Consider the following 16,546-nt stretch of genomic DNA (forward strand, 5'->3'; position numbering starts at 1 on the left):
TCGCCGACCTGGCGCGTCGAGCAGGGTGGCACGTGGCGGTGGTGGACGATTCTGCGTGGCGACGGGTGGACGGCGCAGTGGGCGGCACCGCGGCCCGTGGTCGGCTATGTGAGGGTGACCGGCAGTCTGCACCACGATCCTTACCGGATCGGTCTTCCCAACATATCTCCGACGAGGGGCCGGGTATGCCGTATCCAGCTGGCAGGTGACGACCTAGAGGTCGATGTCGGAGCTGTGCGACTGCCATTCCCGTCCGGGAGGGCCAAGGGCCGCTATGTCGGCGTTCGGTCAGTACGGTTCACACTGGATCTCGACGAGGCAACATCGCCGGAGCCGTGGAAGGCGACACCTACTTGGTTCGAAGGATTCGCTGTCAGCCTAGGCGGCTCCGCGAATCAGTCCGAGAAGTCGGGGAAGTCGGGGAAGTCGGGGATGTCAGCGACCCTCTGGCGTGTTGATGAGTCGCTTCCCCTGGTCTGGAAGACTGACCTGCACAGTGGAGAGTCGGAGACAGTGACTCTCCCGGTGAAGATCAGCGAATTCAAGCAGTATACGCGGGTGATTCTGGGTCCACAGGGAAACGGGTGTGTGGTGGCGCTCAAAGGTCACCGCAGACTTCTGCTCGAGGGCGGCGACGACGGTAGCGGTATTTCTGTGAGCGAGGTGCCGGTTCCGCCGGTCCTGATGGATGACATGGACCAGGTTGTCGATGCGCCGGAGGCATGGGGCGGTTGGATTGTCGGCAGATATGAGGAGGCTGATCTGCAGGCGTCGCGTACGGAAGACCGGACGTGGCACGGCCCAGAGCAACGGGGCGCCCTGCATCTCGGACACGTCAGCGATGAAGGGTATCTGAGCTGGCTGAACAAGGACGACGCCAACGGACCGACCACGTGTGCCCGGATACTTGCCACGGACGAGGTGGTCATGATCTGGAAGAACAACGAGCTGCAATACCTCGACTCTGGTCTGCAGGCCGTCGGCGAGTCGCGACTGCCCGACGACGTCTCGTCCGAGTACATGGAGGTCGACACCGCGGGTCCCTGGGTGACCGTGAGGTCGGTCGTCATCGGAGGGGCTGGCAGGGGGTCGGGGTCATCGGGGCTGAGGATCTCTCTGGTCGACCCCGGGACCCTGGACGTCGTGTTCAGTGAACCCTGTGGTCCGCGCGCCCAGGTGCAGGCGGACGGCCGGGACACCGTGTGGCTGGCCGACGGCGATCTCCAGCGCGCCACCCGCGCCGCTGACAACGACTGGACGACCCGCACGCTGTGGCGCGAGCAGGAGTCCACGGAATAACGAAACCCCCGCCGCCGTGAGGTCACGGCGGTGGGGGAGGAGGGGACGCCCGGGGCGTACAGCACGCCCGGGGTACCCGGTGCGTCCGGGGCGTCCTACTTGTGGCGCTCCACGGCCTCGGCGAGGATGCGCTCGGCCTCGGCTTTGTCGCCCCAGCCGGACCCGTTGACCTCCTTGCCGGGCTCCAGGTCCTTGTAGTGGACGAAGAAGTGCTCGATCTCGTCCTTGACGTCCTGCGCGACGTCGTCGATGTCCTGGAACTTCTCGAAGCGCACGTCGTCGACGACGCAGAGCAGCTTGTCGTCACCGCCGGCCTCGTCGGTCATCTTGAACACGCCGACCGGGCGGGCCTCGACGATGACGCCCGGGAAGACGGACTCCGGCAGGATCACCAGGGCGTCCAACGGGTCGCCGTCCTCACCGAGGGTCTCGTCGATGAAGCCGTAGTCGGCCGGGTAGGCCATCGGGGTGAAGAGGTAGCGGTCCAGGTAGACCTTGCCGGTCTTGTGGTCGACCTCGTACTTGTTGCGGGAACCCTTGGGGATTTCGATGGTGACTTCGATGCTCATGGGAGGTCAGTTTACCCTGCCCGCTCCGCGCTCGACGCGATTGCCGCCAGGGTCTGTTCGATCCCCTCCCGCAGCTCCCCCTCGAAGGTGTCGTTGCCGCCGAGCGCCGTGGCGACGAGAACCCGCGAGAGCAGGGACGTGTCACCGTCGACGATGCGCGACTCGGTCAGTTCGGTGGTGCCGTCACCGTTGTCGGTGAGTTCGAAACGCCAGTGCGAACCGTTGATCGGGATCCGCCACTCCAGGGTCTCGGTGGGACTCCACCGGGTGATCTTCGACCACGTCGGCCAGAACAGCACGCCCCGGCGGTTCAGATTCAGCGTGGTGGTGCCGACCCCGGGCGTGCCGCCGAGGATGAACATCTTGCGGCACTGGGGGCTGCGCTCACCGATGGCGTCGAGGTCGGTGACCGCGGCCCAGACGGCGTCGGGGGAGGCCTGGACGGTGCGGGAGGCGGTGATCAGTTCGGTGGTCATGGGGCAGACACTACGGTCCGGCACACCTCCGCCGCAGTGTTTCGGCGAGGAAACCGCCACTCTGCCGCGACTCTGTTGCGACTCTGGCGCCGCCGGGCGCGTGCCAGCCTGGGAGACCCCGGAGCCGTCCGATACTCTGGTGGGGATTCAGTACCGCTCCGATCCGCCCAGACCCGACCCGCCCACGCAGGAAGGCACCGATGCCCCGATGAGCAAGTCCGCCTCGCGCCGTTGGCTCTACGGCATCCTCGCCTTCGTCATCGTCGTGGCCGTCGTGGTGGCTGCCGCCCTGGTCATCCACCAGCGCAACGCCTACACCGTGGCGGACGCCCCGGAGCTCCCGGAGCCCACGCCGGTCCTCGCCGCGGCAGAGACCGAGGGCGCGGCACCGGACGTCAGCGACGAACTCGCCGCCCCGGCATCCGACCCGGCGTTGGGGACCCTGTCCGGCCACGTCACGGACATCGCCACCGGCGAGGAGCTCTGGTCGCAGAACCCGGACAACATGCTCGTCCCGGCGTCCGCCACGAAGCTGGCCACCGCCACGGCCGCGTTGCTGACCCTGGGCGACGACGACCGCGTCGCGACCCGCGTCTACCGCGGCACGAAGCCCGGGCAGATCGTGCTCAAGGGTGACGGCGACATCACCCTGGAGCGCTCCGAGGGGTCCGGCTTCTTCACCGACCCGGCCAACATCGACGACCTCGCCGCACAGGTCAGCGAGGCGCTCGGGGAGGACCAGGTCACCGAGGTGGTCGTGGACAATTCCGTGCGCGCCGGGTCGCTGTTCAACCAGACCTGGTCGCGCGACGACATCGGCATGGGCAACGTCGCCCCGCTGTCGGCGGTGATGATCGACGCCGGGCGCCTGGACCCGACCGACTCCTACTCGCCGCGCTCCACCACCCCGGGGGCGGACGTGGGCGACGCACTGGCCTCCGCGCTCGGGGCCGACGGTGCCACGGTCACCACCTCCGACAGCGAGGTCGCCGTCGGGGAGAACGCAGCAGACACGGCAGATGCAGCAGACGCGCCACTGGGCACGGTCAACTCCGCCCCGCTGACCACGCGGGTGCGCGACATGCTGCTGCACAGCGACAACCTGCTGGCCGAGGCCGTCGCCCGCGAGGTCGCCGTCGCCGGTGGCGAGGAACCCACGTTCGAGGGCGCGGCCAAGGCCACGCTCGCCGCGCTGACCGAGGAGGGCCTCGACGTGGACGACGCGGTGCTGCGCGACAACTCCGGGATGAGTGAGGCGAACCGTCTCAACGCCCGCATCCTCGACGGTCTGATCACCGCCGCCGGCACGGACGACGACCTGCGCGTCCTGCTGGACGCCCTGCCGGTCGCCGCGGGCGACGGCACGCTGGTCGACCGCTACGGTACGGACTCCGGTGCCTCGCAGGCGGCCGGCTGGCTACGTGCGAAGACGGGCACGTTGGACGGGGTGAACACGCTGGCCGGCACCGTGACCACCGAGTCCGGCCGGGCGCTGAGCTTCGCCTTCCTGTCCAACGGTTCGGACATGGACGCAGGACGCGCCGCCCTGGACCGGTTGGCGGCGTCGCTGCGCGCGGCGGCGTGACGGTCCCCCCCCGGGCTGCAGCCGTGATCGACACACCCCACACCCTCGCCGTGCGGCGCAGTCTGCGCCGGTTCCTCGACGAGTACGCCGGACGTCTCGGCGGACGCACCGGCGCCGAGGTCGTCTGCGGCGTCTCCGGCGGCGGCGACTCGGTGGCGCTCGCCGCCGCCTGCGTCCACGCCGGCCTGCAGGTCACCACCGTCACCGTGGACCACGGCCTGCAGGACGCCTCGGCGCAGGTCGCCGAGGACGCCGCCCGGGCCTGCGCCGGGGTGGGGGCGAGGGCGGCCACGGTGCGGGTGCAGGTCACCGGTACCGGCGAGGCCGGCGCGCGGGTGGCCCGTTACCGGGCGCTGGGCGAGTACGCGGACGGGCGTCCCGTGTTCGTCGCGCACACCGCCGACGACGACGCCGAGGGTCTGCTGCTGTCGCTGGCCCGCGGGTCGGGCACCGGTAGTCTCGCCGGGCTGCGCGAGCTCGCCGAGGAGCACCCGGTGGTGGACGCCGGTGCGGCGTGGCTGGGACGTCCGGTGCTCGGGGTCTCGCGTGCCGACACCCTCGGCAGCTGTGCCGAGCTGGGCCTGCCGGTGTGGCACGACCCGCACAACGAGAGTCCGGAGATCCTGCGTTCGCGGGTGCGCAACGAGCTGCTGCCGTTGGCGCGCGAGATCCTCGGTGACCGGGTGGGCGAGGCGCTGGCCCGCTCGGCGCGGATGCTGCGGCAGGACGCCGACCTGCTCGACGCCCTGGCCGCCGAGGTGCTGCAGGACGTACCGGGGGACGCCGGGGACTCGGCGCTGCCGGTGGACGCGGTGGCGGGGCGCGCCGCGCCGCTACGCCGGCGCGTCCTGCGGCGGTGGCTCGGCGGGGCTGCAGGTCCGCTGACGTCGCGGCACCTGGACGCGCTGGACGCGCTGGTCGCCGACTGGCACGGGCAGGGGGGCGTGGCGGTACCGTACCCGACCTCTACAATGGGGGACACCCGTCGTCTGGTGGTGCGTCGCCGCCGGACGGACACCGGCAGCAAGCTAGTACTAGAGCAAGAGGACAGGACCCCGTGATGATCGCCAAGAACGCCGACGTGCCGGACAACTGCTACCACGACGACGTCGAGGGGGTGCTCGTCGACGAGACCACGCTGCACGCCCGGATCGCCGAGATGGCCAAGGCCGCCAGCGACCGCTACCGCGGTGAGGACGAGGACACGATCCTGCTGTGCGTGCTCAAGGGGGCGACCTACTTTATCGCTGACTTCGCCCGGGCGATGGACATCCCCACGCAGATGGAGTTCATGGCGCTGTCGACCTACGGACAGTCGGCGGAGTCCTCGGGCACGGTGGAGATCCGCATGGACCTCACCCGTGACATCGAGGGGCGCAACGTGATCATCCTCGAGGACATCATCGAGTCCGGAATCACCCTGCACTGGCTCGTCGACCACCTCAGGGGTCGCGGGCCGAAGAGCCTGGAGGTGGTGACGCTGCTGCGTAAGCCGGAGGCGGTGCAGCGCCACGTGGAGACCACCGACATCGGCTTCGACATCCCCAGCGACTTCGTGGTCGGCTACGGGCTGGACTACGCCGAGCGTTACCGTGACCTGCCGTGGGTCGGCACGTTGCGGCCCAGCGTGTACAGCTAGGTGTACGGCTAGGAACGGCACGCCGCGTCCTGCGATACGCTAGTGGGACTATGAACAAGAAGAGGGTTCTGAGGATCGCCGCCATCGTCGCCGCGGTTCTCGTCGTCATCTACGCCTTCGGTGTGCTCACCGACTCCACGCGTGGTTACGACGACGTCGACACGTCCGTGGCAATGAAGCAGTTCGACGACAACAACGTCGCCGAGGTGCAGATCAACGACCGTGAGCAGCAGTTGCAGATGACGCTGCGCAACGAGATCAGCGTGGACGGCAAGGACGGCATCGACCAGGTCACCGCGCAGTACCCTGCGCGTGCGGCGGACACGGTCTTCGACCGCGTCGAGGCGTCGGACGCCGACAGCTACTCCACCAACGTCACCCAGGACAGTCTGCTGGGCTCGATGCTGGTGATGCTGCTGCCGATCCTTCTGATCGGTGGTCTGCTGCTGTTCTTCCTCACCCGGATGCAGGGTGGTCCCGGCGGTGCCTTCAACATCGGCAAGTCGAAGGCCAAGGAACTCAACGTCGACAACCCGGACACCACCTTCGACAACGTCGCCGGTGCGGACGAGGCGGTCGAGGAGCTCGACGAGATCCGTGACTTCCTGCAGAACCCGGAGCGCTACGAGCACCTGGGCGCGAAGATCCCGCGTGGTGTGCTGCTCTACGGTCCTCCCGGCACGGGTAAGACGTTGCTGGCCCGGGCGGTCGCCGGTGAGGCCGGTGTGCCGTTCTACACGATCTCCGGCTCGGACTTCGTGGAGATGTTCGTCGGCGTGGGTGCCTCGCGTGTGCGCGACCTGTTCAAGACCGCCAAGGAGAACAGCCCCTGCATCATCTTCGTCGACGAGATCGACGCGGTCGGCCGCCAGCGTGGTGCCGGCATGGGTGGTGGCCACGACGAGCGTGAGCAGACCCTCAACCAGCTGCTGGTGGAGATGGACGGCTTCAGCGACCGGGAGAACGTGATCCTGATGGCCGCGACGAACCGTCCGGACATCCTGGACCCGGCGCTGCTGCGTCCGGGCCGCTTCGACCGTCAGATCCCGGTGAGCAACCCGGACATCGCCGGGCGCGAGCAGATCCTGCGCGTGCACTCCGAGGGCAAGCCCCTGGCACCGGACGTGGACCTGAGGTCGCTGGCCAAGCGCACGGTCGGCATGTCCGGCGCGGACCTGGCCAACGTGCTCAACGAGGCGGCGCTGCTGACCGCCCGGGTGGACGGCAACGTGATCACCGGCGACGCGCTGGAGGAGGCGACCGACCGGGTGATCGGCGGTCCGCGCCGCAGCACGAAGATCATCTCGGAGCACGAGAAGAAGGTCACCGCCTACCACGAGGGCGGCCACACGCTGGCGGCGTGGGGCATCAAGGACATCGAGCGGGTGTACAAGGTCACGATCCTCGCGCGCGGGCGTACCGGCGGTCACGCCATGGCCGTGCCGGAGGACGACAAGGGCATGTACAACCGTTCGGAGCTCTTCGCCCGGCTGGTGTTCGCCATGGGCGGGCGCTCGGCGGAGGAGCTGGTCTTCGGCTCGCCGACGACCGGCGCCTCGTCCGACATCGAGCAGGCCACGAAGATCGCCCGTTCGATGGTCACCGAGTACGGCATGAGCCCGGAGCTCGGGGCCGTGAAGTACGGCGAGGAGCAGGGCGACCCGTTCGTGGGCCGTGGCGGTCAGGGTTCGCTGGAGTACTCCCCGGCGGTGGCCGCCACCATCGACGACCAGGTGCGCATGCTCATCGAGAAGGCGCACGGGGTGGCCTACGGCATCCTGCGCGACAACCGCGACTACCTCGACCGCCTGGCGGAGAAGCTGCTGGAGAAGGAGACCTTGCGTCGTCCCGACCTGGAGGCCATCTTCGACGACATGGAGCCGGTGGAGGTCAGCGACGTCTTCCCGAACCAGGACGCCGGCCACCCGAAGGATTTCCGCGAGCCGGTGAAGACCCCCACCGAGCTGGCCCGCGAGCGTGGCGAGGAGCTGCCCGCCCGCAACGACTTCTTCTCCGAGGCGCGTAAGGCGCGCATCGAGCGTCGGCGTCGTCAGCAGGCCGGCGAACTCGAGGAGCAACGCGACGGGAGCGAGCAGGACGGCCCCGCCGCACCGTCACAGTCGTCGCAGTCGGCTCCGGGCCGCTGGAGCGGTGCCTCGCACCCGGACCACCTGTGGGGTGGTCAGGACCGCGTCGACCCCGAGGCGGCCCCGGACGCGGGCGGACGTCACCCCGGTGAGAGCAGCTACGGTGCGGGACCGTCCGGCCCCGCCTCCGGCCCGGCGGAGCAGGAGCTCCGTGGTTTCCAGTTGCCGGAGAGCGAGCGACCGGACAACCCGTGGACGAGTGACGATGCGCCGACGCGTAACCTGAGGGCCCAGAATGGCGGGACCCAGGATGACGGCGGTCGCCATCACCGCCGCGACGACACTGACGAGAAAGACTGAACCGACACCGTGACTGACACTGAACACGACCCGGAGAACGGCGCAGCGAACGGCGCAGCGAACGCACCGGTCTCGCTGAGTACCGGACGTCCCTTCGACCAGGCCCGTGCCGAGGCGGCCGTGCGTGAACTACTGCTCGCCGTGGGTGAGGACCCCGACCGCGAGGGGCTTCAGGAGACCCCGGCGAGGGTGGCGCGTGCCTACCGCGAGTCTTTCGGTGGGCTGTACGACGATCCGCGGGAGGTGCTCGCCAAGACCTTCAACGAGGACCACCGCGAGCTCGTCCTGGTCAAGGACATCCCGGTGTACTCCACCTGCGAGCACCACCTCGTGCCGTTCTACGGGCACGCCCACATCGGCTACATCCCCGGCGACTCCGGCACCGTCACCGGGCTGTCCAAGCTGGCGCGCCTGGCCGACGGCTTCGCCAAACGACCCCAGGTGCAGGAGCGTCTGACCAGCCAGATCGCCGACGCCGTGTCGGAGAAGCTGGAGGCGCACGCGGTGATCGTGGTCATCGAGGCCGAGCACCTGTGCATGGCGATGCGCGGTATCCGCAAGCCCGGTGCGACCACGGTGACCTCCGCGGTGCGCGGTGGTTTCCGTGAGGACGCCCGCTCCCGTGCCGAGGCCCTCAGCCTCATCCGCGGGCACTGAGCACGGCAGGCACCATGAGCGGAACGCCAGCATTCCCGACCGCGGTGATGGGGATCCTCAACGTCACCGACGACTCCTTCTCCGACGGCGGCATGTGGTCGACGACCGACCGCGCCCTGGCGCACGCCCGGGAGATGGTCGCCGCGGGCGCGCACATCATCGACGTCGGCGGGGAGTCCACCCGCCCCGGTGCCACCCGTGTGCCGGCGGACGTCGAGGCGTCCCGGGTGGTGCCGGTGATCCGTGAACTCCACGCCGAAGGCATCATGACCAGTGTGGACACCATGCGCTCCAGTACGGCGGCCGCCGCGATGGAGGCCGGGGCGGAGATCGTCAACGATGTCTCCGGCGGGCTCGCCGACGCCGAGATGTACGCCACCGTCGGTGACTTCGGGGCCGACTACTGCCTGATGCACTGGCGCGCGCAGCGTTTCGAGTCCGCGGAAGGACGCGCCGACCACGGCGGGGACGTCGTCGCCGACGTCTGCCGGGTGCTGGCGGAACTCTCCGAGAAGGCACAGGACGGGGGAATCGACCACGACCGCATCATCGTCGACCCCGGCCTGGGGTTCGCCAAGGACGCCGACGACAACTGGGCGCTGCTCTCGGGCATGCGTTCCTACCTGGAGTTGGGCCACCGGGTGCTCATCGGCGCGAGCCGCAAGAGGTTCCTCACCGCCCTGCGTCCCGGCGACGACGGTGCGCCGGGGACCCCGGAGTCCGCCGACGACGCCACCGCCGCGGTCAGCGCCCTGGCCGCGGCGTCCGGCGCCTGGGCCGTGCGCGTCCACGACGTGGCACCCAACCGCGCGGCCGTCGACGTCGCACACGCCGTGGCCACCGGCCACGGACCCGCACTACCTGGAGGATGGAGGGCCCGTCGTGGCTGACCGCATCGAACTGGCCGGCCTGGAGGTCTACGGCTACCACGGGGTCTACGACTTCGAGAAGGAGCAGGGCCAGAAGTTCATCGTCGACCTGGTGGTCTGGACGGACTTCACCGACGCCGTCGCCGACGACGACATCACCCGTACCATCTCCTACGTCGACCTCGCCGACATCGCCGTGGACATCGTCTCGGGGCCGAGCATGGACCTCATCGAGACCGTCTCGGCGACCATCGCCGACCGCATCAACGAGGTGGCCGGCGTGGTCGCCGTGGAGGTGACCGTCCACAAGCCGGACGCGCCGATCCACCACCCGTTCTCCGACGTGCGGGTCGTGGCGCGCCGGTCGCGCAAGAGCCCCGGGACGCGCACATGAGCGCCGATGGAGCCGTGCCTGTGGAGCCTGCGGTGCCGGCCGTCCTCGCCTTCGGCTCGAACCTGCCCGGCACGCTGTCCGCCCCGGAGGACCAGATCCGCCGTGCCGCGCACGCCCTGGCGGGGACAGACGGTGTCGACGGGGTCAGGCCGCTGGCCGCCAGCGCGATGTACGCCACCGCGCCGTGGGGGGTGACCGACCAGGAGGAGTTCCGCAACTGCGTGCTCGTCGTGGAGACCACCCTGTCCCCGCTGACACTGCTGCACCACTGCCAGGATCTTGAGCAGGCCGCGCGCCGCGTGCGCTCGCGGCACTGGGGGCCGCGCACCCTCGACATCGACATCATCGACTACGCCGGTGTGCGCAGTGAGGGGCAATGGGGCGAGGAGCTCGTGCTGCCGCACCCGTGGGCGCACCAGCGCGCCTTCGTCCTGGCGCCGTGGCTGGACGCCGACCCGCAGGCCGTGCTCGACGGACGGCCCATGCGTCAGCTGCTCGCCGACCTCGACGGTGGGGACGCTGACGCGCTCGCCGGAATCCGGGCGTTGCCCGACGTACGATGGGCCCCATGAACCAGACCAGTGTGGGGCTGCTCGCCACCTCGGCGGTCGCCGCCGGGGTCGTGTCCTTCGCCGCGGTGTGGGTGTTCTACGGCAGCTACCCGCCGATCCGGGTCAGCGGTTCGCTGGCGTTGTGGGTCTTCGCCGCCGTCGCCGGTGTGCTGGCCGTGATGGTGCGCCGCCGCATCGCCGACGGTGAGGTCGGGCAGGACCGGTCGCAGATGTCGCCGGTGTTCATCTCCCGCTGCGCGCTGTTCGGCACTGCCGCAGGCTGGATCGGTGCCCTGGCGGTCGGTTTCTACGGTGGGGTGGCGGTGTACGTGCTGCTGCGTCACGGCCAGCTGCTCGCCGCGCAGCAGGACGCCCCGGGGGTGGTGGTGTCGTTGCTGGCGGCGGTGGCGATGACGGTGGCCGGTGTGCTGCTGGAACGAAGTTGTCTGGTCCCTCCCGGCGATGCCGACGGTGAGGACGGGCGCGGCGATGTATTCTTGACGCCATGAGTTCCGCGTATTCGCCCGACGATTCGCACCGGCTACCCGATCCGTCGAGCCGGAGCGGTTCCTCCACGCCGGGAAATGGTCTGAAGCTGCTGATGTACCTGGTGTTCGTCCTCGCCCTCGCGGCGACGATCATCATGTTCTTCGTCGACTCGGAGAGATGGCTGAACATCGCCGTGATCACCTCCCTGTGGGCGGCGTTCTTCGGCGCGATCCTCGTGTCGCGCTACTCCGGCATCATCGGTGAGGAGCGCAGCCGGCGTCAGGAGCAGGAGCGCCGCCACAAGGCGGAGCTGGACCGCGAACGCTCGGAGTCACAGCGCCGCGAGGTGCAGTTGGAGAACGACTACCGCAACCGTCTCGGCAGCGAGCACGACAAGACCCTCGACGCCATCCGCAAGGAGCTCGAGGCGATGCGCGAACAGCTCTCCGACCTGTCCGGTGGGGCGTGGGACGGCGAGCAGGTGTCGCTGAAGGCCCGTGCCGAGCGCATCATCGAACTGGAGCGCAACGTCTCGCGTGCCGGGGAGACGGGCGGTCACCCCGGGGCGCACGAGCGCGCCGAGTCGGCTGCACCGGCCCAGTCGGCCCAGGCTGGGGCTCCCGCCCAGAAGAATGCCGAGAAGGGTGCCCAGAAGAATGCCCCGCAGGGCGGGCAGAACCGCTCCGGTGGACGCCGCGGCGGTTTCTCCACGGGCACCTTCGCCGCCGTGCGCTGGTCGGGTGCGGACAGCGAGGACACCACCCAGATCCCGATGGTCGTCGACACCCGCTCGATGGAGCCCACCGGTGGCACGTCGGAGACCGAGGCGGAGCAGGGGCAGAAGTCTTCTGAGGCGACCCCGGCAGCCGAGTCCCGCCCCCGCTGGTCGGAGCAGCAGGACACGCCGGCCCCGTCCGCCGAGTCCGCCGCTGAGCCCGCCGCCGAGCCGGCACAGCCCGCACAGCCGGAGCAGCGCGCCGAGGCGACGCCGGTGGCGGAAGAGCCGGCCGCTGCCCCGTCCCAGGGCCAGTCACAGGGCCGCCGCCGTCGTGCCGAGGAGGCCGAGGTCCACGGCCGTCGTCGTGCCGACGAGTCCGACCAGGGCGTCACCGTCGCCGAGCTGATGGCACAGATGAAGAAGAACGCCCGGTAGACTCGTCCCCCGTGAACGACACCGCACCCACCGACCGACAGGAACCACGCCTGTCGGTCGGAGTCATTTCCGCCGGGGCCGTGGGCACCGCCGTCGCCGAGGCCCTGCTGCGCGCAGGCCACCACGTGCACGGTGTGGTCGCCCGCTCCGCAGCGTCGCGTGAGAACGCCCGTGCACGACTGCCCGGGGTGGCCGTCCACGGCGACTCCGCCTCCGACATCGCCGAGGTCGCCCAGGCCGCACTGGTGGTGCTGGCCGTACCGGACCCGCAGCTGCCCGGGGTGATCGACCAGGTGGCCCGCACCGTGCGGGCCGGCCAGATCGTGGTGCACACCGCCGGTGCCCTGGGCTGCGAGGTACTCCAACCGGTCACCGACACCGGTGCACTGCCTCTGGCGTTGCACCCGGCGATGACCTTCCGTGGACGCCCCGAGGACACCGACAACCTCGCCGGCTGCGCCTGGGGTGTGACCACCGACTCCGAGACCGGCACGGCCGTCGCCGAGCTGCTCGTGGCCTCGATGTGCGGGATCGCCGTGCCGGTGGCCGAGGAGCAGCGCACCGTGTACCACGCGGCGATGGCGCACGGCGCGAACCATCTGGTCACCCAGGTCGTCGAGGCGATGCGCATGCTCGACCACGCGCTGAGCAACGACGCGACTGTGGCGGCGGAGGACCCGCGGGCGGCGTTGCTGCTGCGCCGGATCCTGCCCGCCGCGCTCACCGGGGCGTTGGAGAGCCGGACGGCCGCGCTGACCGGGCCGACGGCCCGGGACGACGCGGCCACCGTCCTGCGCCACGTCGCCGCGCTCGAGGAAGTCGGCGGGGGACACGGTGGGCTCGCGGCGTCCTACCGGCAGGACGCGCTCCGCACCGCGCGGGCGGTCGGGTCGTTGAACGTGGAACGCGCGCTCGACCAGCCCTGACTGGGGTGGGCGGTGCCGGGGCGACTAGGGTGTTCTAGCGTTCCGCGAATTTTCGTACCGTCACCCCGCAAGGAGAGTCACCGGTGAGTTTCACCCCGGGTCAGGCCACCGTCTACACCGACATCGACAGCATCGGTGAGCTCACCCGTGCCATGCGCAAGGCCGGACGCCCCGTCGTCCTGGTGCCCACGATGGGTGCGCTGCACGAAGGCCACCTCGCGCTCGTGCGCGCCGCCCAGGCGCTGCCGCGCGCACTGGTGGTGGTGTCCGTGTTCGTCAACCCGCTGCAGTTCGGTGAAGGCGAGGACCTCGACGCCTACCCGCGCACCCTCGACTCCGACGTGGAGAAGCTCACCGCCGCCGGCGTCGACGCCGTCTTCGCACCCAGCCCGCGGGAGATGTACCCCAACGGCCCTCGCACCACCGTCCTGCCGGGCGACACCGGCGCGACCCTGGAGGGTGCGCAGCGTCCCACGCACTTCGCCGGGGTGCTGACCGTGGTCTCGAAGCTCTTCCGCATCACCCACTGCAGCGACGCCTTCTTCGGGGAGAAGGACTACCAGCAGCTCGTGCTGATCCAGCAGATGGTCACCGACCTCAACCTCGGGGTGAAGGTCCACGGCGTACCCGTGGTGCGTGAGGCAGACGGACTGGCGAAGTCCTCGCGCAACGTCTACCTCTCCGGGGAGGAGCGCAACGCGGCGATGTCACTGTCCGCCGCCCTGCTCGCCGGAGCACACGTCGCCGAGGACGGGGCGGACGCCGTGCTCGACACCGCCCGCCAGGTGCTCGCCACCTCGCCGGGGATCGAGGTCGACTACCTCGAGCTGCGTGGTCTCGACCTCGGCGAGGCCCCCGAGAAGGGTGACGCCCGGCTGCTCGTCGCCGCCCGGGTCGGCGCCACCCGCCTGATCGACAACGTGGGCGTGCCGCTGGGCATCGGGTTCCGCAACATCGGTGACGAGCCGTGCGATGAGCAGGGCGAAGAAGCCGAAGCGGTTACGTCCGGCACGTCGAGCGAGTAGGGTACTGCACGTGATCCGCACCATGATGAAGTCCAAGATCCATCGGGCGACCGTCACCCAGGCCGACCTGCACTACGTGGGCTCGTGCACCATCGACGCCGACCTGATGGAGGCCGCCGACCTGCTCGAGGGCGAGCAGATCGACATCGTCGACGTCGACAACGGCGCCCGGCTGACCACCTACGCCATCACCGGCGAGCGTGGTTCCGGCATGATCTCGATCAACGGTGCCGCCGCCCACCTGGTCCACCCCGGTGACCTGGTCATCATCATCGCCTACGGCCAGTACAACGCCGAGGAGCTCAAGGACTACAACCCGCGGGTCGTCTTCGTCGACGACGCCAACGAGCAGGTCACCCTGAGCGCGGACCCGGCGGACGTGCCCGTCGGTTCCGGACTGCTGAACCCGCGCCACCCTGCGTAGGGGTCTAGCCGACCCCGCGGGGGTCGTCGGGGGCCGGTCGGGGGCCGGGGAGCAGAGGGACGGGGAAAATGTGACGGAGATCAATCACTGCACGGGCGTCCGGGGTGAACCCGCCGGTGGGGGAGCGGTAAACGTACCCTGACCTGCTGGTGGGGCGATCTTTTACGGGGTATTTCAGATGTACCTTTTAGGTCGAGGGGGCCTAGCGTTGGGGTCATGCACCTCACGAAGTTCACCGACCTGGGGCTCCGCTCGCTGATGATCCTCGGTGACACCGGGGCGGCCGGGGCGGTCGATCCGGCGCAACGACGCACCATCGGCGAGCTCGCGGTCCAGACGGCGGCACCGGCCTCGCACGTGAAGAAGGTCGTGGCCCGGCTGACCGGAGCCGGGATCCTCGGCTCGGTCCGTGGCCGCGCCGGTGGGGTGTACCTGGCCGAAGGTGCGCGGGCCGTCGACGTCGGTGCGCTGCTGCGTGAGCTCGAGGGTCGCCACGAAGTCGTGGACTGCGACGGGGACACCCCGTGCCCGCTCGCCGGCCGGGGCTGCTCACTGCGCCACCTGCTCGCCGAGGCCCAGGAGAGCTTCTACTCCACCTTCGACGGCATCACCCTGGGCACACTCATCGACCGCAACGCCGCGGGAGGGCCCCGCGGGGCGGTCGGTGTGGGCATGCCCCAGATCCCCGCACCACGGACGCGCCCGTAGTGGCGTCCACCCCGGACACCCGTACTCAGCTGTACAAACCTCTAAGGAAGCTCCCCGATGTCAACCACCGCAACCACCCCGTCCGCCCCGTCCACTGCCTCGCCGGCAGCTGAGCCTTTCCGCGCCGGGCGCCTCACCCCGGACCACGAGTCCACGGTGAGGGACACCCTGCCGCTCGTCGGGGCGCACATCAACGAGATCACCCCGAACTTCTACGCCCGCATGTTCGAGGAACACCCCGAACTCCTCCGGGACACCTTCAACCGTGGCAACCAGCGTGCCGGCGACCAGCAGAAGGCCCTGGCGGCCTCGGTCGCCACCTTCGCCTCGATGCTCGTCGACCCCTCCGCCCCGGACCCGGTGGCGATGCTGTCGCGCATCGCGCACAAGCACGTCTCCCTGGGGATCACCGCCGACCAGTACCAGATCGTGCACGACCACCTGTTCGCCGCGATCGTCGAGGTCCTCGGCGACGCGGTCACCCCGCCGGTCGCCGAGGCGTGGGACGAGGTCTACTGGCTGATGGCGCAGGTGCTCATCGACGCCGAGACCGGGATGTACCGTTCGGCCGGGGTCGCACCCGGCGACGTCTTCCGCGACGCGGAGCTCACCGGACGCCGCGCCCTGTCGGCGACGGTCACGGAGCTCACTTTCGCCGCCGCCGATGCCGCCACCGACTTCGCCGAGGCCCGCCCGGGGCAGTACGTCTCCGTCGGCGTGGTCATGGCCGACGGCGCCCGCCAGCTGCGCCAGTACTCCCTGGTGGCGTGGGACGACGACGGGTTCAGCATCGCCGTCCAACGCGACGGGGAGGTGTCCACCGCCCTGGTGGACGACCTCGCCGTCGGCGACCGGGTGGACGCCACCCTGCCGGCCGGTGACCTGGTGCTCCACCGCGACGTCCTCGCCGGTGCGGCACCGGTCGTCCTGGTCAGCTCGGGGATCGGTTCGACACCGATGACCGGTATGCTGTCGGTGCTGGCAGCTGCCGACACACGTCCCACGGTGACCGTCCTGCACGCCGACGGGGACGCCGCCTCGCATGCGCAGCGCGAGGCCACCGAGGGCTACGTCGAGGCCCTGCGGGCGGCGGGGGCGACGGTGCACGTGCGGACCGCCTACCGTGCCGACGGTGCCCGGATCGACCTGCCCACCCTGGCCGGGGAGGGCGTCCTGCCTGGCGGGGCGCACTGGTACCTGTGCGGCGGCAACAGCTTCCTGCAGGACGTCCGTGCGCAGCTCGAGGACATGGCGGATGACATGGCCGGGAGCCTGGCACCCGCGGGCGTCAACGTGGAACTGTTCAGCCCGAACGACTGGCTGCTGGGCGGGTAG

The 16,546-nt window shown here is 70.1% G+C and carries 17 protein-coding genes and 1 pseudogene; 16 read left to right on the plus strand and 2 right to left on the minus strand.

The genetic code is table 11. The features are described 5' to 3' along the window. A pseudogene (locus ACT3S3_RS11910) lies at positions 1–1,299 on the plus strand (hypothetical protein); the annotation flags it as partial. Positions 1,300–1,394: 95 nt separating this feature from the next. Here ACT3S3_RS11910 and ACT3S3_RS11915 read toward each other — a convergent pair. Together ACT3S3_RS11915 and ACT3S3_RS11920 are read right to left on the minus strand one after the other, a co-directional pair. Then, positions 1,395–1,868, minus strand: coding sequence for an inorganic diphosphatase (locus tag ACT3S3_RS11915; protein ID WP_301444161.1), 474 nt, complete (start codon positions 1,866–1,868; stop codon positions 1,395–1,397). A gap of 11 nt (positions 1,869–1,879) precedes the next feature. Next, positions 1,880–2,344: an SRPBCC family protein gene (locus ACT3S3_RS11920; RefSeq protein WP_301444162.1), complete on the minus strand. Its 465-nt coding sequence runs from the start codon at positions 2,342–2,344 to the stop codon at positions 1,880–1,882. A gap of 208 nt (positions 2,345–2,552) precedes the next feature. Here ACT3S3_RS11920 and dacB point away from each other — a divergent pair, with 208 nt between their 5' ends. The 15 genes from dacB to ACT3S3_RS11995 all read left to right on the plus strand — a co-directional run bounded on the left by dacB (position 2,553) and on the right by ACT3S3_RS11995 (position 16,546). Further along, complete coding sequence (gene dacB / locus ACT3S3_RS11925; RefSeq protein WP_441579128.1) at positions 2,553–3,929, plus strand: D-alanyl-D-alanine carboxypeptidase/D-alanyl-D-alanine endopeptidase; 1,377 nt, start codon at positions 2,553–2,555, stop codon at positions 3,927–3,929. A gap of 23 nt (positions 3,930–3,952) precedes the next feature. Continuing rightward, entirely contained in the window at positions 3,953–4,990 is a 1,038-nt protein-coding gene (gene tilS, locus ACT3S3_RS11930; RefSeq protein ID WP_441579129.1) for a tRNA lysidine(34) synthetase TilS, read from the plus strand. Continuing rightward, complete coding sequence (gene hpt, locus ACT3S3_RS11935; RefSeq protein ID WP_441579130.1) at positions 4,990–5,568, plus strand: hypoxanthine phosphoribosyltransferase; 579 nt, start codon at positions 4,990–4,992, stop codon at positions 5,566–5,568. Before tilS ends, hpt begins: the two co-directional genes overlap by 1 nt. 50 nt (positions 5,569–5,618) lie before the next feature. After that, positions 5,619–8,015, plus strand: a complete 2,397-nt coding sequence (gene ftsH, locus ACT3S3_RS11940; RefSeq protein ID WP_444614981.1) for an ATP-dependent zinc metalloprotease FtsH — start codon at positions 5,619–5,621, stop codon at positions 8,013–8,015. Positions 8,016–8,090: 75 nt separating this feature from the next. After that, the gene (folE, locus tag ACT3S3_RS11945; protein WP_301443572.1) at positions 8,091–8,672 is read left to right on the plus strand and encodes a GTP cyclohydrolase I FolE; all 582 of its coding nucleotides are present in this window, start codon (positions 8,091–8,093) and stop codon (positions 8,670–8,672) included. A gap of 14 nt (positions 8,673–8,686) precedes the next feature. Beyond that, entirely contained in the window at positions 8,687–9,562 is an 876-nt protein-coding gene (gene folP / locus ACT3S3_RS11950) for a dihydropteroate synthase (RefSeq protein WP_441579133.1), read from the plus strand. Beyond that, positions 9,555–9,935, plus strand: a complete 381-nt coding sequence (gene folB / locus ACT3S3_RS11955) for a dihydroneopterin aldolase (RefSeq protein ID WP_301443570.1) — start codon at positions 9,555–9,557, stop codon at positions 9,933–9,935. Before folP ends, folB begins: the two co-directional genes overlap by 8 nt. Beyond that, entirely contained in the window at positions 9,932–10,507 is a 576-nt protein-coding gene (gene folK / locus ACT3S3_RS11960; RefSeq protein WP_441579134.1) for a 2-amino-4-hydroxy-6-hydroxymethyldihydropteridine diphosphokinase, read from the plus strand. The genes folB and folK overlap by 4 nt, the downstream gene beginning before the upstream one ends. After that, positions 10,504–10,995, plus strand: coding sequence for a DUF3180 domain-containing protein (locus ACT3S3_RS11965; RefSeq protein ID WP_441579135.1), 492 nt, complete (start codon positions 10,504–10,506; stop codon positions 10,993–10,995). The genes folK and ACT3S3_RS11965 overlap by 4 nt, the downstream gene beginning before the upstream one ends. Beyond that, complete coding sequence (locus ACT3S3_RS11970; protein ID WP_441588393.1) at positions 10,992–12,128, plus strand: DUF6779 domain-containing protein; 1,137 nt, start codon at positions 10,992–10,994, stop codon at positions 12,126–12,128. The genes ACT3S3_RS11965 and ACT3S3_RS11970 overlap by 4 nt, the downstream gene beginning before the upstream one ends. A gap of 11 nt (positions 12,129–12,139) precedes the next feature. Beyond that, a complete protein-coding gene (locus tag ACT3S3_RS11975; RefSeq protein WP_441579137.1) occupies positions 12,140–13,054 on the plus strand; it encodes a Rossmann-like and DUF2520 domain-containing protein in 915 nt (304 codons plus the stop codon). A gap of 83 nt (positions 13,055–13,137) precedes the next feature. Continuing rightward, the gene (gene panC, locus ACT3S3_RS11980; RefSeq protein ID WP_441579138.1) at positions 13,138–14,079 is read left to right on the plus strand and encodes a pantoate--beta-alanine ligase; all 942 of its coding nucleotides are present in this window, start codon (positions 13,138–13,140) and stop codon (positions 14,077–14,079) included. A gap of 10 nt (positions 14,080–14,089) precedes the next feature. Continuing rightward, complete coding sequence (panD, locus tag ACT3S3_RS11985; protein ID WP_301443564.1) at positions 14,090–14,503, plus strand: aspartate 1-decarboxylase; 414 nt, start codon at positions 14,090–14,092, stop codon at positions 14,501–14,503. 216 nt (positions 14,504–14,719) lie between these two features. Next, positions 14,720–15,211, plus strand: a complete 492-nt coding sequence (locus ACT3S3_RS11990) for an RrF2 family transcriptional regulator (protein WP_441579139.1) — start codon at positions 14,720–14,722, stop codon at positions 15,209–15,211. 57 nt (positions 15,212–15,268) lie between these two features. After that, positions 15,269–16,546, plus strand: coding sequence for a globin domain-containing protein (locus ACT3S3_RS11995; RefSeq protein WP_441579140.1), 1,278 nt, complete (start codon positions 15,269–15,271; stop codon positions 16,544–16,546).

It is taken from the genome of Corynebacterium sp. AOP40-4SA-5 (genome assembly GCF_052377355.1).
In the GTDB taxonomy this organism is placed as follows: Bacteria; Actinomycetota; Actinomycetes; order Mycobacteriales; family Mycobacteriaceae; genus Corynebacterium.

Coding starts and splice junctions, on each gene's coding strand:
- dacB (WP_441579128.1), top strand. CDS start 2,553: ATGAGCAAGTCCGCCTCGCGCCGTTGGCTCTACGGCATCCTCGCCTTC.
- folP (WP_441579133.1), top strand. CDS start 8,687: ATGAGCGGAACGCCAGCATTCCCGACCGCGGTGATGGGGATCCTCAAC.
- ACT3S3_RS11995 (WP_441579140.1), top strand. CDS start 15,269: ATGTCAACCACCGCAACCACCCCGTCCGCCCCGTCCACTGCCTCGCCG.
- ACT3S3_RS11915 (WP_301444161.1), bottom strand. CDS start 1,868: ATGAGCATCGAAGTCACCATCGAAATCCCCAAGGGTTCCCGCAACAAG.
- folK (WP_441579134.1), top strand. CDS start 9,932: ATGAGCGCCGATGGAGCCGTGCCTGTGGAGCCTGCGGTGCCGGCCGTC.
- ACT3S3_RS11990 (WP_441579139.1), top strand. CDS start 14,720: ATGCACCTCACGAAGTTCACCGACCTGGGGCTCCGCTCGCTGATGATC.
- ACT3S3_RS11965 (WP_441579135.1), top strand. CDS start 10,504: ATGAACCAGACCAGTGTGGGGCTGCTCGCCACCTCGGCGGTCGCCGCC.
- ftsH (WP_444614981.1), top strand. CDS start 5,619: ATGAACAAGAAGAGGGTTCTGAGGATCGCCGCCATCGTCGCCGCGGTT.
- ACT3S3_RS11920 (WP_301444162.1), bottom strand. CDS start 2,344: ATGACCACCGAACTGATCACCGCCTCCCGCACCGTCCAGGCCTCCCCC.
- ACT3S3_RS11970 (WP_441588393.1), top strand. CDS start 10,992: ATGAGTTCCGCGTATTCGCCCGACGATTCGCACCGGCTACCCGATCCG.
- hpt (WP_441579130.1), top strand. CDS start 4,990: ATGATCGCCAAGAACGCCGACGTGCCGGACAACTGCTACCACGACGAC.